Raw genomic sequence first — 26,164 nt, forward strand, 5'->3', positions numbered from 1 at the left:
TTAATAGACCGATTGCTTATCAAGAGTGGTGGAGGGACTGGCCCTGTGAAACCCGGCAACCAGATCGTTATGATCATGGTGCTAATTCCAACAGACGAAATCGTCTGGGAGATGAGCGTGTCCGACTTTGACTTGTCGTGCCCGCCACTCTGAATGAGTAGCGGGCTTTCATTTTGGAGGAGGAACACACATGAACATCAAACAGAAAACAGTACTCGCAGGAACATCACTACTCGCCGCCATCGCGCTCTCGGCGTGCGGACAATCGGACGCAAGCGAGGCGCTCAGCACGGAGTCGCTCACGATTGGCGTCACGGGTGGGCCGCACCAACAGATCGCCGAGAAAGTGAAAGAACTCGCGGCCGAGGACGGCCTCGAGCTCGATATCAAAGTATTCAACGACTACAATACGCCAAACACGGCACTCGCCGAGGGCAGCCTCGACGTCAACAGCTATCAGACGCTGTCATTCCTCGAGCTGCAAAAAGCCGATAAAGACTATAAAATCGACGACGTGTTCAAAACCGTCGCCTTCCCGATGGGTCTCTACTCAGAGAAGCTGACGGACATTAAAGAGTTAAAAGAAGGCGACAAGGTCGCTGTCCCGAACGACCCAGCGAACGAGTTGCGGGCGCTCCGTCTCTATGAGACAGCTGGACTCATCACGCTCAAGGAAGGCTTGACCGACAAGGCGACGAAACGCGACATCGCCGAGAACCCGCTCAACCTTGAATTCATCGAGCTCGAGGCGTCACAACTCCCGACCCAGCTCCCTGAAGTCGCGCTCGCGGCCATCAACACGAACTTCGCGATGGGTGCCGGCCTATCGATCAACGAGGACGCCTTGTTCCACGAAGACACGGTCGACAACCCGTATCCGAACTACGTCGTCGTCCGCACCGACAACAAGGATGACGAAGTCGTCGCGACACTCAAATCGTACTATCACTCGGACGAGGTCCGGACGTTCATCGAAGAGACGTTCGACGGCTCGATCGTCCCGGCATTTTAAGGAGGGCCTATGATTGCACTTCGCAACATCACCAAGACGTTCACCGTGAATAAAGGTGCTGTCACCGCTCTCGACGACGTCTCGCTCACGATTGAGAAAGGCGAGATTTTCGGTATCATCGGTCGAAGCGGGGCTGGCAAGAGCACGCTCATCCGCATGATCAATCTGCTCGAACGCCCGACGTCAGGCCAAGTCGAGATTGAAGGACAGGACATCACGCAACTCGACAAGCGCGGTCTCTCGAAGTTGCGCCATCGCATCGGGATGATTTTCCAACATTACAACCTGCTCAAGACGGCGACCGTCGAAGAGAACGTCGCCATCCCGCTCCGTCTCGAAGGACTTGATAAACAGACGATCCGGAATCGTGTCGACAAATATCTCGATATCGTCGGGCTGACGGAGCATCGGAAACATTATCCGGAGCAACTGTCGGGCGGACAGAAGCAACGTGTCGCCATCGCCCGTGCCCTCGCGCACGAGCCGGACATCTTGCTCAGCGACGAGGCGACGAGCGCGCTCGACCCAGAGACGACCGAGTCGATCCTCGACCTGTTGCTCGACATCAACCGCGAGCTCGGGCTGACGATTTTCCTCATCACCCATGAGATGGAAGTCATCGAGCGCATCTGCGACCGGGTCGCGGTCATTGAGGCTGGACGAATCATCGAGGAAGGGAACGTACTCGACGTGTTCTCTGACCCGCATCATGCGACGACACGCAAGTTCTTGAAGACGAACCTCGATGTCCCGAAAGAGATCGTCGAAGAATTGAGCACGCACGGCACGCTCGTCAACCTGTCGTTCATCGGACATCAGAGCGAACAGGCCGTGCTCGCCCAGTTGACGAAACGGTTCGGCTTGCTCCCGAACATCATCGGGGGCGGCATCAAGAAGTTGAAAGGCGGTCTCGTCGGCAATCTGCTCGTCCACTTGGACGGCGATCAAGCCCAGACCGACCAAGCCATCCGTTTCTTGGAAGCGAGCGGTGTGAAAGTGAAGGAGGTGACGAGCCATGGTTCAGTTTTGGGAAAATTGGGGTGACTTGATTTGGACGGGGACGATTCAGACGCTCACGATGACCGGCATTGCGCTCGTCATCTCGACGTTAATCGGACTGCCGCTCGGGACGCTCCTCGTCTTGACACGTCCGAACGGCCGACTCGCCAACCGTTATTTCTATGGCATCTTGTCGAGCGTCATCAACGTCGTCCGTTCAATCCCGTTCATCATCCTGTTGTTCTTCATCCTGCCGTTCACCCGCTTCATCATGGGGACGACGATCGGGGTGCAAGGCGTGCTGTTGCCGCTGATCGTGTTCACGGCACCGTATATCGCGCGGCTTATGGAGTCGGCGCTACTCGAGGTCGACCGCGGTGTCGTCGAGGCGTATGAGGCGATGGGGATTTCGACCCGAAAAATCATCTGGTACGTGTTGATTCGGGAGGCCCGCTCCTCGATCGTGCTCGGTTTGACGATCGCGACGATCGGTTTGATTGGGGCGACTGCGATGGCCGGACTCGTCGGGGCCGGTGGACTCGGCGATATCGCCTATCAGTACGGCCATCTCCGCTTCGAGCCGGAGGTCATGTATGTGACCATCTTCGTCTTGATTCTGCTCGTCCAGTCGATTCAATCGTTCGGGAACCGCCTGGCGGCCCGACTCAAGAAGGCATAAGAAAAAGAGCTCTGCTTCGGCAGGGCTCTTATTTGTTGTCGAGCAATCGTTTCAATTCGGCGATGCGGTCATGGCGCGGGATGAACGTGCGAATCTCTTTCTCGCTGAACCCGATTTGAATCCGATTGTCATCGACGACGATGGGACTTTTTAAGATTTGGGGATGCGACGCCACGAAACTGTACAATTCGCGGAGCGACATCTCATCGAGTTGATCCGCCGCTTGTTTATACACACTCTTTTGGACGGACAACAGGTCGGTCGTGCCATTCTCGGTGAGGCGGAGCATGTCTTTGAATTCGGTGAACGACATTCCTTGATCGGTCAATTTTTTCTCGATGAACGGGATGTTCTGTTCACGTAACCAATCGATCGTCTTACGGGAAGAACTGCAGCTTGTATGTGTGAATACGGTGACCGTCACGGCAACCACTTCTCCTTTACGTAAGGTTGGACTTCTTTATTTTCTCTCATACATACGTGACGGACATCAAATATGTTTCAAATCACATATACTTTTTTCGGTCGAACAGACGATATGTCGGTCCTCACTTCGGGTAGAAAACGAGAGAGACTACAATCGAGGAGGGATTCACATGTTTGATTACACGGTCAAGACCGATTAGACGGTCGAAGCGGTCGTCGAGAAGCTGAAAACGACGCTCAAAGAGGAAGAGTTCGGGGTGCTCTGGGACTTCAATTTGAGTGAGACGTTCGAAGAGAAAGGCCAGGCGATTGACGGGGACTATCGAATCCTCGAGGTGTGCAACCCAAAAGAAGCGAAGAAAGTCATCAACACGCACCGGGAACGCGGGTATTTCCTTCCGTGCAAACTCGCCGTCTTCACGAAAAACGGGGCGACCCATGGCGGGATGCCGAAGCCGACGAAATTGATTGAACTGATCGAGGATGAATCGCTCCAAACGGTGGCCCGCGATGTCGAGACACGATTGACGCGTGCGATTGATCAAGCCGTCTAATTGATCCAGTTAACCCGTCCATGAGAGTGGGCGGGTTTTTCGTGTTCCCGCTCAAAGTAATATAATGGTAAAATTGGTACAAATAGATGGTAAGGGGCGGATGAGTTGAAAAAGTTAGTCGGGATGCTTATGTTATCCACGGGATTATTGGCCGGTTGTGGGGAAGAGAAGCAAGGTGTCGTGAACTTGTCCTACATCGATACCCACTGGACGGTCAGTACTTATGCACATGAACAACCAAAAATCATTGAATCGGTAAGCGAGACGCTTCAAGCCTGTACGGGTGACTTGACGACTGAGCTCGAAGGCGATTTGACGGTATTCGACACGGTGTTGGCAAATCGTCATCCGATGACGGATACCGGCGAAGAGTATGCTTTTAAATCGGTGACGTACATAAAAGGGGATCACGATTATGCCCTCTGTCGTGACATGGTCTCAAATCGCTTCCAAGTCGAGGTCATCAAATCGTTCCCGAACTTCGTCGATCTGTCAGCAGGAAGCGTGATTAATCGCCGTCCGCATGTCCGTCCGGCCGATGTAGCCGCCGAGGCGACGTTACGCGATGCGGAGGAACTGAACGAGCCTGAGAATGCGGTGGTCCCGTTCTTCGACACGCTCGTCTCAATCTCACCTGCGTTTGACGGTGAGATTGAACTGACCGTCGGAGATCGACCGAATCAATTCCCGTTGTTCACCTTCGACCCGACGATGGCACACATGGAGGAGGCGAAAGTGGGGATCGGGTATCATCCGGGAGAAAAGAAGCCTTATATTCTCATGATGGTGGCCGAGTTATATGTCTCGATCAGTCCGCTTGACCTCGTGCTCGATCCGACGGAAGAGGTGCCGCAGTATCACGATTTGTCGGTGGAGCGTCATCCACTCGATGCTGAGCTCGTCCCGGATCAGCCTTATCCGTTGTATGACTTCAGTTACTCACGTGACGGAGAAACGGTGACCGAGACGGTGACCATCACGTATCGCGCTTCAGAACTGTTGTCGACGGCCGAGCGAAAGGCGCTTGAGAGCAATCCAGAAGATCAATTCATGCCAATCGAGACCAAGCCGCTCGTGTATCTGCATCAACAGCCGTTCAACACTGAATCGACGCTGTCTTATCCATACTTGTTGCGTGCGTCCGGGATCGAGATGGATGACCTGATTCAAGCCATCGACGACGCTGAGCCGACCAACCGTTCTGGTGATGCAGGGGAGTATCCGTTTCTGACGATTGTCGAGGGGCTTAAAGGACAAGAATTTGACGTGACGTATAAACAACGGTCGAAGAAGTTAGATATCTACGTGACCGACCGCTCGACCGATGAGACGTATAAACTGACGAGCGAAGGGGCCGAGACGTTCTTGTCCTACTTTCCTGATTTGAAGAAGAAATGAGTGGGTGGAACATGAAGAAACGAACGCTGGCGGCAATGTCGCTCTTGTTGATGACGGCAGGTTGTTCGGAAGACGCGGACGTCATCCGCTATGACCATATTGAGGAGCACTGGCAGGCCGAACGGGTTACGATAAACAGTCAAGAGCCTGTAGTGAATGCCGAAGCCATATTGAACCAATGTGAAGACGGTGAACTCCTGTCCGAACTAGATGGAGAGACGTTTTCAATACTCGGGATGGCGGGTGCGACCCGGGCACCGTTTATAACTGACGATTATGATGGATACAGCTTCAGTGAAGTGACATATGTCGAAGGGGATGCGGTCTATGCGCTCTGTCAATCAGAACAGATGGACGGGGTTCGGGCCGTCGTGCTTAAGGAAAGACCTTCCTACTTGAAAGATGAAATCGGCACTGAGATTTCGTTTTTTCCGACCGTGCATGTCGCGACCGACCATGAGCGGGCCTCATTATATAAACCGGACGCCTTCTACGAAAATGGACAAGACATCGAACCGTATCCGGTCACGCTTATGAGGATTTCACCCGGATTTAGCGGAACGGTCGAGGTCGGGATTGGAGAAGGGGGCCACTTTAACCCGTACTTCGACTTTTCGCCGAACCTCACACCATTTGATTTGTTCATCGCACTAGGAAGAGATACGGAGACGAACATGCCCTATCTGCTCATGTCTTATGGCGGAGACGGGGCTCGCTATTCCGCCTCAATTCTACAAGATACCGACCTGCTCAACGGGGCGGACAGCCTGACCTTCCGTCGGGTACATAACGGTGGCACGATGGAACCGATGACACCCTATCCGCTATATGACCTCACGATTGACGTGGATGGACAAAAGATGACGAAGACCGTGTCGATGCGCTATCGGTCGAATGCTCTCCTTACCGATACGGCCAATTCAAACGAGATAGCCGTTGCTTATCTCCACAAGTATCCGTACCACCGGGAAGTCCCGCTCCCTTATCCGGACGCGGTCAGTGTGAGCGGAGAGGCGAATGAACGATTGGTCGAAGCCCTTGAGACCGCGAGTCCGTCGACGAAGAGTGGTGAGACGAAAGATTATAAGCATTTGACGCTATTGCGTGGAAATCTCGGGCAACAGTTCGAAGTGAGTTACCAGCAACGGTCGAAGAAAATCGATGTCTTTGTGAAGGACGTGAAGACCGGGGAAGTGTTCAAACTGTCGAGTGCCGGGGCCGAGACGTTCCAAGAACTGTTCCCACAGGCGTTCGAATGAACAAATCGGACGTAAAACGAGGAGGGATGATCTGTTGAAACGAATGCTAGTAGGATGTGTCCTTTGGATGGGACTGCTGCTCGGCGGTTGTGCCAGTAGCGAGGAAAACTTGAATCCGTCACGTATCGAGTATCAAACATTAGACGCCGATGGCAACTATGGGCCGACACGCACCATCACCGACGCTGAGACGTCTGCTCAGCTTGACCGAACGACGGAGGAAGTCGAGTGGGAAGACCAACCCGTCCTGATCGAGCGGGAACCGGATGTCAAAGCGACGTTCGTGTACACGCCGGACGATGCGCCGGAGCGTTCGCTCGACTTCGGAATCTGGTACGAAGAACAGATGATGGGCGGCATCAACCCGAAGGACAGCCGGGGCGTACTCACGGCCGAACAGGTCACGCTGTTGCAAGCCATCTTCGATAAAGCGGAATGACGAAGGGCTCGTGCCAGGCGCGGGTTCTTTTTTGTGACCCTCGTCGGACGTGTAACTGGAAAACACTTCAAATTCAAGATGGTGACTCGATTTCAAAAACCGATGCTATTCAGGACTTTTCGCACAGGTTACACTAGAATTCCGCTATATTTCAGGAATAAAGCACTAAAGGAAATCGAGAAAAGAAGGTAGGAATAATCGGAATGGAACTGACAACAACCGCTAGTCTCTCATCCCCTGACGTGCTCCGCGCCCTCGAGGCCAACGTGGCGATGATTCGATTCGACCGTCAGCGACGCGTCGTCGATGTGAACGACCTCTTTGCCAAGGCGATGAAATACAAGCGTGACGAAATGATTGGGATGCACCATCATTTGTTCTGTGCCCCGAGTTTCGTCAGCAGCCCAGACTATCAAGCGTTTTGGAACAAACTGTTCGACGGCTTCAGCTCGGCCGACAAAATCGAGCGAATCGACGCCCGAGGTGATTCGATTTGGCTCGAGGCGACCTATATGCCAATCTATGAACAGGACGAGGTCGTCGGCGTCGTCAAAATCGCCTCCGATATCACGAGTCGGCAACAGACGATCGAGGACTATGCGCGCTCGTTCCGTGACATGGCAGAAAACCTTGACGACCGGGCCCATCGCGGCATGGAGGAGAGTCAACAGTTGAAGCGGACAATCGAACGCCTCGACGCAGACTCAAATCAGAATTTGAAGACACTCGCGAACTTGCAGGAGCAGGCTGCCGAGATCACGAAGATCGCCAGTACAATCAAGGAGATTGCCGCCCAGACGAACCTGTTGTCGCTGAACGCCGCGATCGAGGCTGCGTGGGCAGGTGAGCATGGTCTTGGTTTCAACGTCGTCGCGACCGAGGTTCGCAACTTGTCACGTCTTGTCGAACGTACCGTCATCGAAGTGCGAGCGAACACGGACGGGATGAATAAAGAACTCGTCTCGATCGTTGACGGTGTCTCTCGCTCCAGAACGGACATTCAAGAGAGTGTGCATATCATGGAACAGACGCTCGAGCGGTTCGTGCATATCGAACAGTCAGCCGAATCGCTGAACGGTACAGCCGAACGGTTCACGTCAGCCATATAAAAAACCAATCGGACATACTGAACTGAACCCTGAATGATAGACACTTGATAAAAAGTGCTCATTCAGGGTTCAGTTCAGAGAGAGAGAAATATCTTTTTTTGTTTGCAGCCGATTCCATTTTGTGGCCTTCTTCAAGGATTTGTCCATTCGTTTGCTGTCTTCTTCGCCTTAAATACTCTTATACTCTTGCATTAACTATACCAATTTAATTCCAGTAAAGTTTCATTTTTACCAAAAATTTTTCAGTTTTTTTCTATGCCCGAATGTAACTTAAGTGTAATTAAGTTACATTCAAATATTCTATCCCACTGAATTAATTTAAAAACATAGAGAAAGTGAACTTGTAAGAAAAAATGATACATTCAAAAGACTATTCTATACGGTTTTAGTATAGTAATGGTAAAATATATATATTTACATAACAAGTACTAATCTATGGTTTGTCTATGTATAGACACAATATCACTTTGGATGTTTCTAATGATTGGATTCCCAGAAGTAAACAAAACAATAAGAAGAACATTATCGTCTTTATTAAAAGAAAGTGGATTTACAAAAGTGAATACGAGGCATAACTGGGCTTGGATTGGCAATTCTATCTGGGTGTTAGATATCACAGCGGTGGAGAAATATTTTTCAGTTGTAACCGGCTGGCCACCGATGTCTATCCATGTTGAATTAGGAATCTATTATGATTTCATTCCTACCATCGATGAGCATCTAAAGACAGATGAAGAAGGGAAATTCTTGCCAAACACCCATCAATGTCATTTGCAATATGAATTGCTTTCTAATCTTGATCAATCAGATTATTTGTCCAGGTTAGATAATCCTGTAGAACAAATCCGAAGTGATCTCTGGTGGATAGAGCCGGATGGTTCGAACGTGGAAAAGGTTGTTAATGATTTCAAACAGTCTTTTTGAATAAGGGATATGGCTAGCTAAAAGAAAATACAGAAATAGAGCGTGCGTTTGTAGAAATTGAAAAAGAACGCGATAGTTGGAATAAATTCTACAAAGCCAAGTACTTTGCAAAACACTTAAACGATCACTCAAAACTTAAGCGGTATACTCATCTTTTCGAGCAAGAGCAAGAAAGAATAAAATAGCATGTTGCGACGATGGTTGATGAGTAGAAGTTAAAAACAGAAATGTTCCATTCATATCACTAACGCCAAAGTCTATGTAAAAGAGAATCAAATGAAAAGTTAGTTTACATATCATGACTTATCGGAAGTTCTTTAAAAACAAATATAAGAAAGGAAGAGGGAAGCCAATTTATCAGCTTTCCTCTTCCTTATATATAAAATCACTTATGATTCAATGCTTGATTGATAAATTGGTATAGCTCGCCATCTATTTCATACTGCAGTTCGTTCCCTGGGTTTTCAGCGTGGAAATGTTCGGCTTGCTTGCGGAAAGTACTATCGTCTTCGGAAAAGGCATTCACGATGTCATTCCATTTTCTCGCTAAATCTTGTACTTTTTCATCGGAAGGAGAAGCGCCTTTTTCTTTTTCAAAACGAATTTCCTTGATAAGACCGTTAAATTCTTGCTCTGCTTGCTTTAAAAGTTGTTTGTCGGCGTTTTCATATCTGCTTTCCATGGTATCCAATTGCTGCTTCGAAAAGTATTTTTCCTTATTCATTTTCAGCGCCTCCATTAATTTAGTAAGTTCTGAAATCGAGAGGGTCCGGTTACTGTGTACAGCCGATAACGCATTTTCCAACTCCGCTACTAGTTTTTGCTGAACCTCTATCTCTTTTTTGACTCGAGAAATTTGGGTTTGCAAAATCTCCGCAACGGTTTGTTTCTCCGGATTAGACAACAGAAGTTGTATTTCTTCTAACGATATTCCCATCTGTTTTAAGGACAAAATTGGCTGAAGACGTACCAAATCTGCTTTCGTGTAAAGCCGATGTCCTGACTCCGTATACTGAGAAGGTGAAAATAAACAGATTTGATCGTAATAGCGTAAAGTTCGAATCGTTAAACCCGTCAATTCTGCAATTTCTCCGACTTTCCAATATTCCTTCATTCGCTTAGCCTCCTTTCAACATCATTTCTATTCACCAACTAAAAACGAGAAATTCGAAGTTAGAAGAGTTGCTGCATCTCCTTTTGCTCAAACGTGTAGGTTTTCCCGCAAATATGGCAAAAAGTTTCGATGTCTTCATTTCGTTCAATGCTCCGTTTGATTTCCTCTTCACTCAATGAATAAAGCATGCCATAGAACATTTCTTTACTGCACCCGCAGAAAAATTGACTGGAGCTATGGCCGATAATTTTTGCATCCCCAAAGAACTGGGTTAACGCTTCTTCGCTGTCACTCGCTTCTTCAGCGTTTAGTTTACTGAAAATATCCGGATTGGCTTTTACAATCATTTTCACTTCTGAAAGCAGTTGTGATGGTGCACCGGGAAGTAGTTGTGCATATAGTGCATGGCTGGAAAGAAGGGAAGCTCCATTATCCAACTGAATGTCGGAATAAAGATAGGTCGGCGTCTGATCACTCTGCACAAAATAGTTGGCGATATCATCCGTGATATGTTGATTTGGCATATCGGTAATGCTGGTGAATTGATTCATCTCAGAACCCTTTATGACACGGATCATCCCAGAAGGTCCAATCAAATCTTGCATTGACTTTTCTTCTATATTAGAAAATCTCAAAAGTTCCTCGTTCAGGTATCCTCTGACATTTCCATTCGCTTCGGCTTCCGCAAAAATCTTATGGCGAGGGTTGCTCAACGTTACCTGGAGGCTCATTCGCTGGTTCCCTTTGAGCGTACCAGAGAGTATGCTCATTGCTGATATCGTTTTGCCTAACAACAGGTTAAGCGGTTTAGGTAGTTCCTGGTTTAAGGCATAGATATCTCGAAGCAGCTGGGTATTATCAATAAAATATAGACGAATTTGTTCTTCTTTAATTAACGTCTTTACAAGAACATTTTGCACAATGATTCCCCCCTTGTAAAAGTAGAATAATTTCACTATAAAACATTACCCTACGTAAGGTTCAAGGAATAAATGTAATTTTTACGATATTTATTTTTAGTTAACATATGAGGGATTATCGGAAGTTTTTTAGATGAAATATATAATTAAAAACCAGTAATCTTTATATGAACTGAGCCCTGTTCAATTGGTTTTTTTGATTTGCAGCGTATGGCCATGCTGTCTCAGCCAGGCCATCGCGCCGGTGACATCCGGATAGACCGAAGCGAGCGTCGACCAGAACGCTTTGGAGTGGTCGAAGTGGACGAGGTGGGTCCATTCGTGGGCGATGACGTAATCCATCACTTCTTTCGGGGCGAGCATGAGCCGGACGTTGATGGAAATCGTCCCGGTTGAACTGCACGACCCCCAACGCGTCTTTTGGTGACCGATGCGGATCCGCTTCGCCCTCACACCGAGCAATCGTTCATAGTGGGGTGCACGTTCGGTGACGTGGGCGAGCGCTCGTTCTCGGAGCCAAGCCTCGTACGCTTCCCGAAGCGACGACTCGTCCCACGCGAGCGGACAATAGAACCGTTCCCCATCGAAGCGGAATTTGGTCTCAGCATCGCGTCTCACGAGCGGCAACGTTTCCCCGTACAGGCGCAGCCTGTCGTCGGGCAAGAGGTCATGCTTCGGTAATGTCGCGATGCGTTCCGCGATCCACTCGGCATGATCTGTTAAAATCGTCTCGACGACCCGATTCGGGAGCCGTGCCGGAATCCGCAGCTCGATCCCGTCCGCTGTCACGAAAAAGGCTGCCCGTTTCCGGCGTTTATGGCGGATGACGGTCACGGTCATCGGATTCACCTCCTTGAAGTATCTCGGTCGATTATAGCTGACACGACCCGAATCCGCCACCGTTTTGCGGACTCGCACGCTCGTTTTTTGTTACAGTAGAAATAGGAGGGATGAACATGAAATCAATCTTACATCAATCGCTTGATCGGACGGGAACGGATTCAGTGAAATGGGACGGTCTCGACCGTTGGTTCCGGCTAAAGGACGACGTCTTACCGCTCTGGGTCGCTGACATCGACATCCGCACGGCACCGTCCATCTCAGAGGCGCTCGCAGCACGGGCCGCGACAGGGGAGTTCGGGTATACGCTGTTCTCGAGAGACGCGCAGGCTGCCGTGAGTTCCTGGTATGAGCGCCGTCACAAGCTCAAGGTCGATGCCAATCACGTCCTGTTCTCGAACGGCGTCGTACCGGGATTGACTCATATCGTCGAGGCGTTGACGGAGGAAGGGGAAGGGGTCGTTATCCAATCGCCCGTCTATCCGCCGTTCCATGAACTCGTGACCGGGTTGAAGCGGGAGCTGTTGGACGCCCCGCTCCGTCAAGTCGAGGGTCGTTACGAGATGGACTTTGATGCGCTCGATACACAGATGCGCAAGGCGAAGTTGTTCTTGCTCTGCTCGCCGCATAACCCGGTCGGACGGGTATGGACCGAGGCCGAGCTGAAACGCGTCGTCGAACTAGCGCGTCGTCATGACGTCATCCTCGTCGCGGATGAGATTCATGCCGACTTGACCTATCCGTCACAGCGGCACACCGCCCTCAATCGTCTCGATGATGATGTCATCACGGTGAGTGCACCATCGAAGGCGTTCAATATCGCCGGGTTATTCGCGTCATACATCATCTGTCCTGACGATGCGATGCGAAAGCGGATCACCCAAGTCCAAAACAAACACCATGTGCTGCCGACACCGTTCGCGAACACGGCCATCATCGCGGCCTATACGGATTCGCGGGCCGAGCGTTGGCTCGACCAATTGACGGCCGAACTCGAGGAGCAGGCGACGTATCTCGTCAATCGGTTCAACGAGGAACTGCCTCAATTGAAGACGTTCCTGCCCGAAGCGAGTTATCTCCTCTGGATCGACTTCGCGGCGCTCAACCTAGAGCCGGAAGCACGGAAGAAGTGGCTGCATGAGGAAGTCCGTCTGTTCTTGTCACCGGGCCTCCCGTTCGGCGAGTCGGGCAAGACGTTCGAACGGATCAATTTCGGGACGTCTCGTGCCGTTCTTGACGAGGCGCTCAAGCGACTGACCGAACATGCCGGCGGAAAGGCGTTTGTATGAATCAAGAAACGGGAAAAATTTCACAATGAGCCACACCAGAAAGTTGGCCACGGAAAGCGAGTGAATGTGAATGGAGACGATCAATTGGAAAAAGAAGATGGAGGAACAACTGAGGCGTAGCGGGTTCACGTTACAGGTCGAGAACATGGCCAACCTCGGTCTGACGGAGATTCATGCATCTTCGTCCCCATTGATCTCGTATCCGCTCCGGATTCGCCTGTACGTCCGCATGGGTTGGCTCATGTGTACGGTCGATGCGACATCGGTCGACCGGAACGAAGACCACCCGTTGTTCGAACGGATGATTGCCGCTGTGTTCGAGCGGATCGTGCGTCACCTGTATCACGCCTACGACTTCCATGTCTTGACGTATATCGGTAACACCGGCAATTATATCGCACCAAAAGAGTCGGAGACGGGAGAAATCGTCCGCTTGCTCGCGCAGCTGTGGACCGACCGTTCCTATCTGCACCTTGAGACGTATGAGGAGTATCCGGCTCTATACGTGACGCCACCATGGGCGCATCAAGCCTACGCGTTCGAGAGCACGGAAGACGAATGGATCATCTATGCAGGCCGGAGCGGCCGTCCAGCGACGGACTATCGAGCGGACGGGACCGAGCTTAAACCACATCGCCTGGCTGAAGGGGATTTGTTCTTCCCGGTGCACCGCATCCAAAAGGACCGCGGCACGCTCGCGCTCGCCGAATGGTTACGGCTCGAACGTCGCGAGGTCGAGGATTTCATGCTCTCCTTCATGAAGACGATTCAAAAATTCGACCCCGCTTTTGGCTATTCTTGGGGCGGGACCGATACGTTCTTTCATGGGGTTCCGGTCGAGCCGTATGCACAAGTACTCCGACTCGAGAGCGGGAAACGACGTTACCGGGTCATGAACAACTCGGCCAAGCGGCTGTTCGCCGTCGGGAACGACCCGCTCGAGTGTCTGAAGGAAGTGGAGAAGACGCTCCGGACGGTCCGTCTGCCGGAGCAACGGGTCTCCTCGCTCGGGCAGCTCGTGATGGGTATTTGGCAACAGTTCGAACCCGATGAATCGACCTATATCCAAGAAGTCGCCTATCGTGGCATTTCTCAATTCCAAATCGAAGAAAAGATTGGCCATGCCTTGGCGAACCGTCAACGCGTCCGATGGGTGGAGAAATCAGATCCTCGCCAATCGATCATCGAGTTCGCCCATCTGCGAATTTCATTCCCGAAACGACCACCCGGCATCGTCACCGTCGAGCCGGTTGAATCTTCCTATGAGAGAGGTGTCCTATGAGAATCGTTGACGCACGTGCCATGTCAATCAGCCATGAGGATTTAATCGCCGTCACCGAGTCATCCGTCTACTATCGGGAGAAGACCGGCGAGACGAGTTTCTCGATTTATCGCTATGATGAAGCGGACGGTGCCGTCACACTGATCAGTCATCGTGTCTATGAAGACTACGGCATCTCGAAGCTGTTCGTCAGTGACGCCCGCGTCTATTTCTTGAACGAGACACCAGACCGGACCGGTGTCGTCCGCACGGAATTGATTGCGTTCGACTATCGCTCCGGACAAGAGGACGTGCTGGCAACGTTCGAGAAACGTGGCAATAGCACGCTCTATTGGGTGCTCGCGGACCGGTACTTCCTCTTCTTGACGAGTTTCGGCGATACGGACGAGGCTTGGTTGTATGATGCGGAGACGGCGTTCCAAGAGCGAATCCGAGACGAGCGGCTCGTCGGTCATGCCGGCAAGTTCCGTGAGCTCTATCTATTTACGACCGAGCTCGATGGCGTGCCGTACGTCGTCTGCAACGCCCGCTTGGACGAGTTCGCCTATTATGAGGCGCTCGAGGACGGTCGGGTCTCTCCGGACGACCCAATCGACCATTCGGAGGCGATTTTGATCTGTTCGCTCGACGAGGTGGTCGAGGCGATCCGGTCCCGTCAAGACGAGATCCCGTTCGAGGACTTGATCCGTCTGCATGGGGAAGGGGACACGGTCCAATACCTGGGTGAACGGGACAAACATCTCCGGTTCTCGACGTTCGTCGATGAGGCGAATGAGGAGACGATTTATGAGCTGACCGCCCCGGACGTGCTCCGTGAAGTGGCCGTCGTCGACTGGGGCGCCTATGAACCGATCGACTTCACGTACGATGATGTCGGCTCGACGATTTTCATCAAGGTCGAAGAATCGGCGGATCACACCGAACTGATTGACGCAACGACCGGGGCCCGCTTCCTCGACACGGCGCCGTTCGAGCGCGTGCTCGTATCGAACTATTTCATCCATGAGTCAGCGGATGGTGCCAGTGGGGGCGTGAGCGTTTTCAATCTCGAGACGAACGAGCGACAGACGTTCGAAGATGCCTATTACACGGTGCTCGATGAAACAATCGTCATTCTATCGACGAAACAGTTATAACGAAAACACCTGAACTGATCATCGCAATCAGTTCAGGTGTTTTATAGTGGTTTACATAATAAGTTATCGTAAACCTATCATAGCTTGTTTTTTCTTCTCGTCGCCGATATGGGCATACACTTGTGTCGTCGCCACCGATTCGTGGCCGAGTAACTGTTGAATCGTCAAGACGTCAATCCCGCTCATGGCGAGCCGGGAGGCGAACGTATGCCGGAGTTTATGCGGCGTGACCTGTTTATGCGTCAAGAACGACAAATACGGTTTCAAACGGTCAATGTGACACTTCAACGTGTGCTGCACCGTCCGCACTGAGATGCGCTTGCCTCGCTCTGAGTGGAACAGCGGACCTGAACCGTGACGTTGATAGGCGTCGAGCAGCGGCTCGAGCGGGGAGGCGATTGGGATGACCCGTTCCTTATTGCCTTTCCCGATGACGCGAATCGTGCCGCTCTCCCGGTCGATATCGTTCCAGTCGAGGCCGACGAGTTCAGAGACGCGCATCCCGGTCAACCCGAGCAGTTGAATCATCAAGAAATCACGGTCCCGGTTGCGCTCGTACCAGCTCGCCTCGCGGTCGGACATGCCGACATTGCTACGGACGAGCGTCGAGAAGTCGAGCCATTCCTGCTCCGTCAAATAGACCGGGTTGCGTTTGGCGCGCTTCGGCCGCTCGACCGTCTGGAACGGGTTATGGGCCGTCACGCCTGTCTCAATCAGATGGTTGAACAGCGACTGCATCGTCGACAGTTTGCGGTTGATGACGCTCGGTGCGTTATCGAGCTCGAGGGCGAGATACGACGCGTACGCCTCGGCCCCCGCGTGGTCGAACTCGACGAATGAGTCAATCTCGACCGATGCCGGGTCGACCTCGGATGCGCTGGCAGCCTCGACCCAACGGAAAAAGTCCAAAAAGTCATACAGATAGCGCTGCGCGGTCTGTTCAGAATAGTGTTTGGCGGCCAGGTGGTTCAAAAAACGCTGGATGAAGTCGGGCATGCGCTCGTAGCCGCTCAAGTTGAAACGTTTCGTCGCGACCTTGGTCGGCGCTTGTCCGAGCTGGCGGAATATACTCAAAAGATCTCTCCTTGTTTACTGATGGATTGACGAGACGATCCGGTCCTTGCCTTCCTGTTTGCCGGCTCGGAGCCGGTCGTCCGCCTCTTTGACGAGCGTGTCGATGGCCTCGAATCCGGTCCGTGTCGTGACGCCGAACGTCATCGTGACGCTGAGTCGACGGCCATCATAAATCGTATCGAGTGATTTGATGCGTTGCCGCAAACGGTCAATCGTCTCCGTGGCCTCTGCGGCGGACTGGCCCGTCAAGAAGATGAGGAACTCCTCGCCGCCCCAACGGATGGAAACTCCATCGGTTCGGGCGAGCGCGGAGGCGACTTGTTTGAGCACGAGGTCGCCACAGTCGTGACCGTGTTGCTCGTTGAACGCCTTGAAGTGATCGATGTCCCCTAGGGCGACGGCGTAGGGCCGCCCATTGACGATGGCCTCGCGAATCTCATCTTCGATCAATCGGTATCCGGTCGTCCGATTATATAAACCGGTCAGGCCGTCCCGTGAGGCGAGCGTATGAAGACGTTTGTTCGTCCGTTCGAGCTCGGACGTCACCTCGACGACGGACCCTTCGAAAATGAAAGACAGCCCGGCGATCAAGGCGATTGTCGACAAGAGACAAAAGAGACCCAATATTTGTTCGAACATCGGCGCGAGCGGTTGCATCCCTGTTGTCACATTCACGTAGAGGAAACCATAGATGGCCATGGCCAGCATCGTCGAGACGCCCCGGATGGACCGGCTGACGTTCGGCATGAAGAACACACCATAGGCGACCATGATGATGAAATAGTGGACGTTCGCCCCCCAACCGAGCACGACCGTCGAGATGATGGCGTTATAGACGACCTCGACGAACAGACCGACGAAGAACGCCCGATAATATCGTTTATGTACAAAGTAAAAGGATAACGTGTAGTACAGAATGCTGAATAGGTTTGACCAGGCGAGAACCGTGACGCCGAGTTGCCAAAACGTGATCAAGAACACGACGTGGATGAGCCAAGCGAGCGCGTTCCCGTAAAAAGTGATGCGATAATTATATAGTGTACCGCGACGTTCCTCATAGGCAGTTCCCACGCGAACACCTCCTGAATCTTAGTATACCGAACTGTCATTGATTTGCCCATGGGCGTTCGAGAAATAAGTCAATCGCGTCCTCGAGAACGCTTTAGATTCGCCAGTATAATTGCGTGAAATAGATATTTCACGCAATGTTTGTTGAAACGTCATTTTGACATGAGACACACGTTAACCTGCGATTCGCTAAAATGACACCATATAATATGGTTTACATAATAAGTTATGGTGAACCAATTGGTTTGTTTTAAAAATTTGAAAGAGTTACAGTTGTATGATAAAAGAAAATAAAGCTTGAAACGGTGATTCAGGTAAAGGTACACTGAGAACGTAAACAAAAGGGGGATTTCAGGATGGACGATCAACGTTTGAAACAATGGCTCACCGAAGCGAAGACGATTGCTGTCGTCGGCGTGTCAGCGAACCCGAACAAGACCGCGAACCAAATCGCAGACTATTTGATTCTGCAAGGTTATACAGTCATCCCTGTCAATCCGACGCTCGAGACGTGGAACGGACGTAAGGTCTATCCGACGGTCGAGAGCATCCCGGGACGCGTCGATATCGTCGACGTCTTCCGACGCAATGAGTATTTGGCCGGTGTGGCCGAAGACGCCGTCCGACATGGGGATGTCGGTCTCGTCTTCAATCAGCTCGGGCTCACCAGCCCGGACGCTGAACGGATCGCTCGCGATGCCGGACTCGACTACATCGAAAATCGATGCATCTACGTCGAGCACGCCCGCCTTCTCGGTTAAGACCTACCTCCTTGGTAGGTCTCCTTTTTTTCACGAGCCCTGCTCGCGAAGGGAGGCTTGCCAGAATCTAAAAACAGCTATACAATAGGTAAGAAAAACGAACGTGTGTTCGAAATTGAGGTGACGAAAATGTCAACAGACTTATTTAACTACAACGAAGACGCCATTCAGGTGCTCGAGGGACTGACTGCTGTCCGGAAACGTCCGGGGATGTATATCGGTTCGACCGACCATCGCGGCTTGCACCATCTCGTCTATGAGATCGTCGATAACGCGATTGATGAGGCGCTCGCCGGATTCGGTGGCCAAATCGACGTGACAATCCATAAAGATGACGCCATCACGGTGCGCGACCACGGGCGCGGCATGCCGACGGGGATGCACGCTTCCGGCAAACCGACGCCGGAGGTCATCTTCACGGTGCTCCACGCCGGTGGGAAGTTCGGCCAAGGCGGCTATAAGACGTCAGGTGGACTCCATGGGGTCGGTGCCTCGGTCGTGAACGCACTCTCGAGCAAGGTGCTCGTCACGATTTATCGCGACGGTAAAGTGTTCGAGCAGACGTTCGCCGACGGCGGGATTCCGCAGACGACGCTCCTCGAGACCGGCAAGACGCGCCAGACGGGGACGAGCGTCTACTTCAAACCGGACGCCTCGATCTTCTCGACGACGACATACAACTACGACACGCTCGCCGAACGGCTCCGTGAATCAGCCTTTCTATTAAAAGGATTGACGATCACACTGACGGACGAGCGCTCAGGGAAAGAGGAGACGTTCCATTACGAGGAAGGGATCGCCGAGTTCGTCCAATATTTGAACGACGACAAGGCGACGCTTCATCCAATCGTCTATTTCGAAGGGACGGAGAATGAGATCGAGCTCGAGCTCGCCTTCCAGTTCACGGACGCCTACTCCGAGAACGTCCTCTCGTTCGTCAACAACGTCCGGACACGGGACGGTGGGACGCACGAGGTCGGCGCCAAGACGGCGATGACGCGAATCGTGAACGAATACGCCCGGAAGAACGGATTGTTGAAGGAAAAAGACAAGAACCTCGACGGCGGAGACGTCCGTGAAGGCTTGACGCTCATCGTCTCGGTACGAATCCCGGAAGAGTTCCTCCAATTCGAGGGACAGACGAAGTCGAAACTCGGCTCGCCGGAGGCCCGCACGAGCGCCGATGGCGTCATGGCCAAGCAACTGACGATCTTCCTCGAGGAGAACCCGCAGATGGCGACGATGCTCATCAAGAAGGCGATCCGTGCCGCCCAAGCCCGCGAAGCCGCCCGGAAAGCCCGGGAAGAGGCGCGCAACGGCAAGAAGAAGAAACGTTCGAGCATCTTGAACGGGAAACTGACGCCGGCGACGTCGAAGAACGCCGCCAAGAACGAACTGTTCCTCGTCGAGGGTGACTCGGCCGGTGGTTCGGCCAAACAGGGTCGCGACCGGACGTTCCAGGCCATCCTGCCGCTGCGCGGGAAGGTCATCAACTCGGAAAAGTCGAAACTCCAGGACATCATGAAGAACGAGGAGATCAACACAATCATCCACGCGATCGGGGCCGGCGTCGGCCACGACTTCGACCTCGAGGACTGCAACTTCGACAAAATCATCATCATGACCGATGCCGATACGGACGGGGCCCACATCCAAGTGCTCCTATTGACGTTCTTCTTCCGTTATATGCGCCCGCTCGTCGAGGCCGGCAAAGTGTTCGTCGCCTTGCCGCCGCTCTATCGCATCTCGAAAGGGAAAGGCAAGTCGGAACAGTTCGAGTACGCCTGGGACGAAGAGGCGCTCGAGAAGCTCGTCAAAGTGTACAAGAAGGGCTATATCCTCCAGCGCTACAAAGGTCTCGGTGAGATGAACGCCGACCAGCTCTGGGAGACGACGATGAACCCGGACACACGGACGCTCATCCGCGTCACAGTCGACGACGCCGCCGTCGCCGACAAACGCGTCTCGGTGCTCATGGGAGACAACGTCGCCCATCGCCGGGAGTGGATCGAGGAGAACGTCGCCTTCGGCCTCCAGGAAGATGATTCAATCATCGCCAATGAACACGTGACTAAAGCGATTGAGGAAGTGATGTAACGATGTCGACGATTCAACACATTTTAAACTTGTCGCTCGAACAGGTCGTCGGTGACCGCTTCGGGCGTTACTCGAAATATATCATCCAGGACCGGGCTCTCCCCGACGCGCGCGACGGGCTCAAACCCGTGCAGCGCCGTATCCTGTATGCGATGCACCATGAAGGCAACACGAACGAGAAACCGTACCGCAAATCGGCCAAGACGGTCGGGAACGTCATCGGGAACTATCACCCGCACGGTGACAGTTCCGTCTATGAGGCGATGGTACGCCTGTCGCAGGACTGGAAGTTGCGTTACCCGCTCATCGATATGCACGGGAACAACGGCTCGATGGATGGCGACTCGGCTGCCGCGATGCGGTATACCGAGGCCCGTCTGTCGAAGATCGCCGGTGTGATGCTGACGTCGATCTCGAAGAACACGGTCGACTATACGCCGAACTTCGACGATTCGACCGAGGAGCCGCTCGTCTTGCCGTCGCTCCTCCCGAACCTGCTCATGAACGGGACGACGGGAATCTCCGCCGGTTACGCGACCGAGATTCCGCCGCATAACTTGACCGAGGTGCTCAACCTCGCTATCGCCCGCTTGAAAGGTGAGGTCGAGACGACGAATGACGCGTTCCGCTATATGCAAGGACCTGACTTCCCGTCTGGCGGGATTGTCATGGGCAAAGATGGCATCTTGAAGGCGTTCGAGACCGGCAAAGGCAAGGTCATCATCCGTGCCAAATCGGTCATCGAACCGCTCAAGGGCGGCCGTGAACAGATCACGATCACCGAGCTCCCATATGAGGTGAACAAGGCGAACCTCGTCAAGAAGATGGAAGAGCTCCGCCTCGACCGCAAAGTCGAAGGCGTCGCCGAAGTCCGTGACGAGACCGACCGGACCGGCGTCCGCGTCGTCATCGAGTTGAAAAAGGAAGCCGATGCGGAAGGTGTGCTCCACTTCTTCTTGAAGCATACCGACCTGCAACTCGCCTACAACTACAACATGGTCGCCATCGTCAACCGAACACCGAAACAGATGGGTCTCTTGTCAATCATCGACGCGTACTTGAAGCATGTCGAAGAAGTCGTCACCCGTCGCACGACGTTCGAACTCGACCAGGCGAAGAAACGTGCCGAAATCGTCGACGCGCTCGAACAGGCCATCTCGGTCCTCGATGAGACGCTCGAACTCATCCGGTCGGCGAAAGACAAGTCTGAAGCGAAACAGAAACTCATGGAGCGGTTCTTGTTCACGGACCGTCAAGCCGAAGCGGTCGTCATGCTCCAACTCTACCGCTTGACGAACACGGATATCGTCGAGCTCCAGAAAGAGGCGAAGGCGCTCCAGAAAGAGATCACCCGCCTCGCCAACATCTTGAACGTCGACGCCACGAAACGGAAGCTCATCTCGAAAGAGTTGACGGCGCTCCGTGACGAGTTCGGCGACGCGCGGCGCTCGGTCATCGAGTCCGAGGTCGAAGAGTTGAAACTGAAAACCGAGGTCATGATTGCCGTCGAGGAGACGATGGTGTTCGTCAGCCGTGACGGATACGTCAAACGCTCATCGATGCGTTCATATGGCGCCTCGAGCGACGACATGCCGGATATGAAGGCGAAAGACCGTCCTGTCCTCGTCACCCAGGCGATGACGACGGATCACTTGCTCGTCTGGACGAACAAGGGTAGCTACCTGCTCATCCCGGTCCATCAGATTCCGGAATCGAAATGGAAAGATGCCGGGCAGCATGTGGCCAACCTCGTCCCGATCGAAGGCGAACAGGTCGTCTCGGCCGATGTCGTCTCGACGTTCGAGACGGACGCGCACTGTCTGTTCGTCACGCGTGAAGGGATGGTCAAACGGACGCCGCTCCGTGACTATGACGCCCAACGCAAGTCGAAGGCGCTCATGGCGCTCAAACTGAAAGGTGACGACGAGGTCGTCTTCGCCGGCATCAGTGACGGACCAGGCCAACTCTTCCTCGTGTCGGAACGGGGCTACGGGCTCTGGTTCAAGGAAGATGACGTACCGGTCGTCGGCCAGCGTGCCGCCGGTGTTAAAGCGATGAACTTGAAAGACGGCGATCTCGTCGCCGATGCCTTTGCCTTCTTCACACCGCCGCTGTTCGTCCTTGTGACGCAGCGTGGAGCGGTCAAGAAGATGAAGCTTGAGGACCAGTTCGACTGCACGAACCGCAACTTGCGCGGGACGATGCTTATCCGTGAGGTCAAATCGAAACCGCACCAGATTCGTCGTGTGCTCCCGGTACATGACGATGAGACGCTCCACATCATTGGGAAAGAGAAAGCGAAGACGGTCAAGACGAAGCAATTGACGCTCTTGGACCGCTACGCCAACGGCTCGTTCGTATTTGACGAGGAGACGTTCGGTGAAATCGAGGACGTGTATCTCGATTGACGCGAAAACCCCTGTACAACAGCCGTTGTGCAGGGGTTTTTCGTTTCGATATACCAGAGGAAATAGAAGAAAGTGAATCCATAAACGAGGAGATCATTCCATGCACGATTTGCTGAACGACCCAAACATGAACAATTATCCGGAATTCCGCACGTTTTGTGAATTGAAGCGGCGAGGATTACGAAAGCAGGCACTTGCCGCCATGACACCATTTCTTGAGATGGTAGAGACGTGGGATTTTGATCAGCGACAGGAATTCGTTGCCTGGCTCTACACGCATGATGAATCGTCCGACCAAAATGATTCTTATCATATATTCGTGTATTCGCTCGTTACGAATGTACTACAACCGACCCTCCACGAATGGAAGCGACGTTTCCCGGATGACCCTCGTCCTTTTCGCTGGTTACAAGAGTATGAACAGGCATTCGTACTCGGTGGACTTTCGGAACAGATTGCAGTCCAAGCGCTCATGGACCGGAAAATATTTGCCCTATGGTTCGCATTTCATCACATCAACGAAGATCTCTATCTCGGTGAGGTTGAAGAGGACAGAGGCATCATCATGGAAGCGAGACAGCTGAACCAATCCGTATTGAGTGAAGAAAAGCAAGCGGAGTACGAGGCAGAACTTAGTTACTACAGCGACTTGCTGACGGATTGGGTGACCTACACTCAGACAAAGTCAAAAGATGAAAGCTTTCTCGACTGGTGTGAGCGGTACGAACGAAATGATCCGTTCACAAAAAGCTATTATTATGAGAAGTAAACGAAAAGACGCTCAAGGCGTCTTATGTTGATGGTATGTTAGATTCCAGCCTCCAGCAAATAGCGCTCCAAATCGGCCTGTTGCCGTAAATGATGGCGGGTATGCATCTCGATGAGGTCATACCATTCTTGTGCGTTCAGCCAACCAAATCCGCCATGCCGGGCTTTGACATCCGGGTTTGCCGAGCGGACGAGCGGTTCAAGCCGCATCAGGCGCGTAGACAAGTCATCGATTCGTCGTTCGAGCGTTTCACGCCGGTCCGTATTGTTCGGGGGTTGGTTCATTTCATCGGGTAACCGAATTTTCATCGCTGGAAAACCGCCCGCCTGAAACAATCGTTCACCGAACTCGGTCTTTCCGAGCGGTTGGTCTTCGTGTGAGGCGAGACAACGCTCAATCTCGTCCGCATATTCCTCGGCTACCACGATGATATGGTCGTACATCTGCCCAATCGACCAGACCTCCGTGGCTTTCTTATAATGTAACTGCCGTTCGGTATAGCCCTCCAAGTCTTGCTTGAACTGAGACAACACTGGCATCGACATATTGTTCCTCCTTTGACCACTGTTCTTGTTTCAGTATATCACGGGGAGGATCGGTACTTTCTCTTAGGAGCGGGTATTGCTAAAAGGAACAAGCCCATCTCATGGCGAATGGGATAAGAGGATAAATCATGGAGGGATCACTATGTCTCAATGGCTCGACTGGGCCAAACGGCTCCAGGCGCTTGCACAGGCCGGATTGACGTTCACGAAAGACGAGTTCGATCGCGAACGTTATGTCGAACTCCAACGGATCGCGACCGAGATGTTCGAACGACAGTCAGACCTCGCATTGGATGAGGTCACGAAACTGACGCACGTCGATGGGTACCCGACACCGAAGCTCGACGTACGCGGTGTCGTCTTCCGGGACGATGCGGTCTTGCTCGTCAAAGAACGGTCGGACGGGCTTTGGACGTTACCGGGTGGGTTTTGTGAGGTCGGACTGTCTCCGGCACAGAACATCATCAAGGAGATTGAGGAAGAGGCCGGGTTTCACGTCGTACCGGTTCGTTTGCTCGCGTTGTTCGATATGCATCATCACGACCATCCGCCGTTGTCGCAGCATTACTACAAACTGTTCATCGAATGCGAGCTGATTGGTGGAGAGGCGCAGGTGAGCCATGAGACGAGCGAGGTGGCGTTCTTCACGCGGGACAACTTACCACTCTTATCGACCGCACGGAACACCCAGGAACAGCTTTATATGTGTTTTGAGGCTAGATGGCAAGAGGATTGGATCACTTTATTTGATTAAGGGGAGGGGATTCCATGAAAGTCACACGGATTGATCACGTCCATCAACTGACGTTTTATGCGCCTGTGTTACCGATTAACGTCCAGTTGATTGAGCGGGAACTCGGGCTCGTCTTGATTGATACCGCCCTTGAGCGCAACGCAGAAGCGATTCTAGCATATATCGAGTCATTGGAGAGTCCGCTTCTCGCCATCTTGCTGACGCACGCCCACGGTGATCACGTCGGTGGTGTCGACGCCATCTTGAAGGCCCATCCGCATGCTGAGCTGTATGTCTCACGACGGGACGCCCGTCTCCTCGAAGGGGACAAGACGACCGATTCGGATGAGCGGCCGCTCAAACTGAAAGGATCGCTCCCGAAGATTCACTCCCTCCCGGATAAACTGCTCGACCCGGGTGAGCGCTTGTTCGGTCTGCGCGTCTATCCGGCAGCGGGTCATACGCCGGGCTCCATCGCCTATTTCGATGAGAAGGAGCGGATTTTGTTTGCCGGAGATGCGTTTCAGACGCGTGGGGGAGTCGCCGTGGCAGGGGACGTCCGTCCGTTGTTCCCGCTTCCGGGTGTCGCAACATGGGATAGACGCGCAGCGGTCGAATACGCGGAGAAGTTGATCGATTTGGCACCGCGACATACGTTCGTCGGACATGGACAACCGGTCGCCGGGACACACCGGCTCTATTTGGCGCTGAAACGGGCCAAACGCAAGCAAGCACGTCTATTTTCACGATAAGCCGGAGGTGCGGACAGATGGAATTACGCGAGATTCAGACGACAGATTATCAACTGGCCGAGCAGATGCTCGAGATTCAGCGGAACGCCTATGCGGTCGAAGCCGAACTGATTGGGTTCGATGAAATTCCAGCACGTTATGAGACGGTCGAAGTCATTCAAAATCTGCCGGGTACGAGCTATGGCTTATATAACGACGAGCGGTTGATTGGATTCATCACGGTCGAAGCGGCTGAGACCACGGTCGAGGTCACGAAATTATGTATCGATCCGACGTATTTCAGGGCGAGGCTCGCGACGACGTTGCTCGAACACGCGCTCAGCTTGCATGAAGACAAGCTCGTCTATGTGCATACGGGCAAACATAACGGACCGGCCAAGAAGTTGTACACGAAGCTCGGGTTCGAACCGAGCGCCGAGTTCGAACCGGAACCAGGTGTCACATTGATTCGATTCACGCGATCTTAAGTCCCATTTCTAAAATTTCAAATTCCGTCTCACTTCTTTAAGTATACTAAAGGATTGAGACATAGTTTTATTTTTACTGATAATATATGTTATGTTAACTAGAAGAAAAT

The 26,164-nt window shown here is 52.5% G+C and carries 26 protein-coding genes and 1 riboswitch; of the genes, 19 read left to right on the top strand and 7 right to left on the bottom strand.

Annotation, left to right across the window (positions count from 1 at the left end):
* Nucleotides 1-13 precede the first annotated feature (13 nt).
* A riboswitch (SAM riboswitch) is annotated at nucleotides 14-118 on the top strand.
* A 72-nt stretch (nucleotides 119-190) separates the two neighbouring features.
* The 3 genes from KNP83_RS06255 to KNP83_RS06265 are packed head-to-tail and all read left to right on the top strand — an operon-like array spanning nucleotide 191 to nucleotide 2,690.
* A complete protein-coding gene (locus tag KNP83_RS06255) occupies nucleotides 191-1,012 on the top strand; it encodes a MetQ/NlpA family ABC transporter substrate-binding protein (protein ID WP_214761482.1) in 822 nt (273 codons plus the stop codon).
* Between the two features lie 9 nt (nucleotides 1,013-1,021).
* Nucleotides 1,022-2,056, top strand: coding sequence for a methionine ABC transporter ATP-binding protein (locus KNP83_RS06260; RefSeq protein WP_214761484.1), 1,035 nt, complete (start codon nucleotides 1,022-1,024; stop codon nucleotides 2,054-2,056).
* Nucleotides 2,028-2,690, top strand: coding sequence for a methionine ABC transporter permease (locus KNP83_RS06265; RefSeq protein ID WP_214761486.1), 663 nt, complete (start codon nucleotides 2,028-2,030; stop codon nucleotides 2,688-2,690). Before KNP83_RS06260 ends, KNP83_RS06265 begins: the two co-directional genes overlap by 29 nt.
* A 28-nt stretch (nucleotides 2,691-2,718) precedes the next feature.
* On the opposite strand, the gene KNP83_RS06270 is transcribed toward KNP83_RS06265, so the two are convergent.
* A complete protein-coding gene (locus KNP83_RS06270) occupies nucleotides 2,719-3,114 on the bottom strand; it encodes a Spx/MgsR family RNA polymerase-binding regulatory protein (protein WP_021067479.1) in 396 nt (131 codons plus the stop codon).
* Between the two features lie 259 nt (nucleotides 3,115-3,373).
* Here KNP83_RS06270 and KNP83_RS06275 point away from each other — a divergent pair, with 259 nt between their 5' ends.
* The 6 genes from KNP83_RS06275 to KNP83_RS06300 all read left to right on the top strand — a co-directional run bounded on the left by KNP83_RS06275 (nucleotide 3,374) and on the right by KNP83_RS06300 (nucleotide 8,799).
* The gene (locus tag KNP83_RS06275) at nucleotides 3,374-3,670 is read left to right on the top strand and encodes a DUF302 domain-containing protein (protein ID WP_353048517.1); all 297 of its coding nucleotides are present in this window, start codon (nucleotides 3,374-3,376) and stop codon (nucleotides 3,668-3,670) included.
* Between the two features lie 105 nt (nucleotides 3,671-3,775).
* Nucleotides 3,776-5,068 carry a hypothetical protein gene (locus tag KNP83_RS06280; RefSeq protein WP_214761488.1) on the top strand — a complete coding sequence of 431 codons (1,293 nt, stop codon included), beginning with the start codon at nucleotides 3,776-3,778 and terminating at the stop codon, nucleotides 5,066-5,068.
* An 11-nt stretch (nucleotides 5,069-5,079) separates the two neighbouring features.
* Complete coding sequence (locus KNP83_RS06285; protein ID WP_214761490.1) at nucleotides 5,080-6,327, top strand: hypothetical protein; 1,248 nt, start codon at nucleotides 5,080-5,082, stop codon at nucleotides 6,325-6,327.
* 34 nt (nucleotides 6,328-6,361) lie between these two features.
* Nucleotides 6,362-6,766 carry a YajG family lipoprotein gene (locus KNP83_RS06290; RefSeq protein ID WP_214761492.1) on the top strand — a complete coding sequence of 135 codons (405 nt, stop codon included), beginning with the start codon at nucleotides 6,362-6,364 and terminating at the stop codon, nucleotides 6,764-6,766.
* Nucleotides 6,767-6,969: 203 nt separating this feature from the next.
* Nucleotides 6,970-7,875: a methyl-accepting chemotaxis protein gene (locus tag KNP83_RS06295; RefSeq protein ID WP_214761494.1), complete on the top strand. Its 906-nt coding sequence runs from the start codon at nucleotides 6,970-6,972 to the stop codon at nucleotides 7,873-7,875.
* A 480-nt stretch (nucleotides 7,876-8,355) separates the two neighbouring features.
* Nucleotides 8,356-8,799: a hypothetical protein gene (locus tag KNP83_RS06300; protein ID WP_214761496.1), complete on the top strand. Its 444-nt coding sequence runs from the start codon at nucleotides 8,356-8,358 to the stop codon at nucleotides 8,797-8,799.
* A 385-nt stretch (nucleotides 8,800-9,184) separates the two neighbouring features.
* Here KNP83_RS06300 and KNP83_RS06305 read toward each other — a convergent pair whose 3' ends face one another.
* From KNP83_RS06305 to KNP83_RS06315, 3 genes are all read right to left on the bottom strand, one after another.
* Nucleotides 9,185-9,913, bottom strand: a complete 729-nt coding sequence (locus tag KNP83_RS06305) for a MerR family transcriptional regulator (RefSeq protein WP_214761498.1) — start codon at nucleotides 9,911-9,913, stop codon at nucleotides 9,185-9,187.
* A gap of 59 nt (nucleotides 9,914-9,972) precedes the next feature.
* Complete coding sequence (locus KNP83_RS06310) at nucleotides 9,973-10,833, bottom strand: Hsp33 family molecular chaperone HslO (protein ID WP_214761500.1); 861 nt, start codon at nucleotides 10,831-10,833, stop codon at nucleotides 9,973-9,975.
* Between the two features lie 183 nt (nucleotides 10,834-11,016).
* Nucleotides 11,017-11,673 (bottom strand): M48 family metallopeptidase, encoded by a 657-nt coding sequence (locus KNP83_RS06315; protein ID WP_214761502.1) that lies wholly within the window; start codon nucleotides 11,671-11,673, stop codon nucleotides 11,017-11,019.
* A 116-nt stretch (nucleotides 11,674-11,789) separates the two neighbouring features.
* Between KNP83_RS06315 and KNP83_RS06320 the strand changes: the two genes are divergently transcribed.
* From KNP83_RS06320 to KNP83_RS06330, 3 genes are all read left to right on the top strand, one after another.
* Nucleotides 11,790-12,962, top strand: coding sequence for a MalY/PatB family protein (locus tag KNP83_RS06320; RefSeq protein ID WP_214761504.1), 1,173 nt, complete (start codon nucleotides 11,790-11,792; stop codon nucleotides 12,960-12,962).
* Between the two features lie 70 nt (nucleotides 12,963-13,032).
* Entirely contained in the window at nucleotides 13,033-14,244 is a 1,212-nt protein-coding gene (locus tag KNP83_RS06325; protein WP_214761506.1) for a hypothetical protein, read from the top strand.
* Nucleotides 14,241-15,380, top strand: coding sequence for a hypothetical protein (locus KNP83_RS06330; RefSeq protein ID WP_214761508.1), 1,140 nt, complete (start codon nucleotides 14,241-14,243; stop codon nucleotides 15,378-15,380). Before KNP83_RS06325 ends, KNP83_RS06330 begins: the two co-directional genes overlap by 4 nt.
* Nucleotides 15,381-15,443: 63 nt before the next feature.
* Here KNP83_RS06330 and KNP83_RS06335 read toward each other — a convergent pair whose 3' ends face one another.
* Nucleotides 15,444-16,454 (bottom strand): tyrosine-type recombinase/integrase, encoded by a 1,011-nt coding sequence (locus tag KNP83_RS06335; RefSeq protein ID WP_214761510.1) that lies wholly within the window; start codon nucleotides 16,452-16,454, stop codon nucleotides 15,444-15,446.
* 15 nt (nucleotides 16,455-16,469) lie between these two features.
* The gene (locus KNP83_RS15215; RefSeq protein ID WP_214761512.1) at nucleotides 16,470-17,525 is read right to left on the bottom strand and encodes a GGDEF domain-containing protein; all 1,056 of its coding nucleotides are present in this window, start codon (nucleotides 17,523-17,525) and stop codon (nucleotides 16,470-16,472) included.
* A gap of 353 nt (nucleotides 17,526-17,878) precedes the next feature.
* Between KNP83_RS15215 and KNP83_RS06345 the strand changes: the two genes are divergently transcribed.
* The 4 genes from KNP83_RS06345 to KNP83_RS06360 all read left to right on the top strand — a co-directional run bounded on the left by KNP83_RS06345 (nucleotide 17,879) and on the right by KNP83_RS06360 (nucleotide 23,557).
* Nucleotides 17,879-18,283: a CoA-binding protein gene (locus KNP83_RS06345; RefSeq protein ID WP_021067467.1), complete on the top strand. Its 405-nt coding sequence runs from the start codon at nucleotides 17,879-17,881 to the stop codon at nucleotides 18,281-18,283.
* Nucleotides 18,284-18,412: 129 nt separating this feature from the next.
* Entirely contained in the window at nucleotides 18,413-20,380 is a 1,968-nt protein-coding gene (gene parE, locus KNP83_RS06350; RefSeq protein WP_214761514.1) for a DNA topoisomerase IV subunit B, read from the top strand.
* 2 nt (nucleotides 20,381-20,382) lie between these two features.
* Nucleotides 20,383-22,788 (top strand): DNA topoisomerase IV subunit A, encoded by a 2,406-nt coding sequence (gene parC, locus KNP83_RS06355; RefSeq protein ID WP_214761516.1) that lies wholly within the window; start codon nucleotides 20,383-20,385, stop codon nucleotides 22,786-22,788.
* A gap of 100 nt (nucleotides 22,789-22,888) precedes the next feature.
* Nucleotides 22,889-23,557 carry a hypothetical protein gene (locus KNP83_RS06360; protein WP_214761518.1) on the top strand — a complete coding sequence of 223 codons (669 nt, stop codon included), beginning with the start codon at nucleotides 22,889-22,891 and terminating at the stop codon, nucleotides 23,555-23,557.
* A gap of 38 nt (nucleotides 23,558-23,595) precedes the next feature.
* Here KNP83_RS06360 and KNP83_RS06365 read toward each other — a convergent pair whose 3' ends face one another.
* Nucleotides 23,596-24,102 carry a DinB family protein gene (locus KNP83_RS06365; RefSeq protein ID WP_214761520.1) on the bottom strand — a complete coding sequence of 169 codons (507 nt, stop codon included), beginning with the start codon at nucleotides 24,100-24,102 and terminating at the stop codon, nucleotides 23,596-23,598.
* A gap of 142 nt (nucleotides 24,103-24,244) precedes the next feature.
* On the opposite strand from KNP83_RS06365, the gene KNP83_RS06370 reads away from it, so the two are divergent.
* From KNP83_RS06370 to KNP83_RS06380, 3 genes are read left to right on the top strand one after another with little or no spacing between them, the layout of a single operon-like run.
* Complete coding sequence (locus KNP83_RS06370; RefSeq protein WP_214761522.1) at nucleotides 24,245-24,856, top strand: NUDIX hydrolase; 612 nt, start codon at nucleotides 24,245-24,247, stop codon at nucleotides 24,854-24,856.
* A 14-nt stretch (nucleotides 24,857-24,870) separates the two neighbouring features.
* Complete coding sequence (locus tag KNP83_RS06375; RefSeq protein WP_214761524.1) at nucleotides 24,871-25,587, top strand: MBL fold metallo-hydrolase; 717 nt, start codon at nucleotides 24,871-24,873, stop codon at nucleotides 25,585-25,587.
* 17 nt (nucleotides 25,588-25,604) lie between these two features.
* Nucleotides 25,605-26,054: a GNAT family N-acetyltransferase gene (locus KNP83_RS06380; RefSeq protein ID WP_214761526.1), complete on the top strand. Its 450-nt coding sequence runs from the start codon at nucleotides 25,605-25,607 to the stop codon at nucleotides 26,052-26,054.
* Nucleotides 26,055-26,164: the final 110 nt, after the last annotated feature.

Source organism: Exiguobacterium sp. s146, assembly GCF_018618415.1.
Lineage (GTDB): Bacteria > Bacillota > Bacilli > Exiguobacteriales > Exiguobacteriaceae > Exiguobacterium.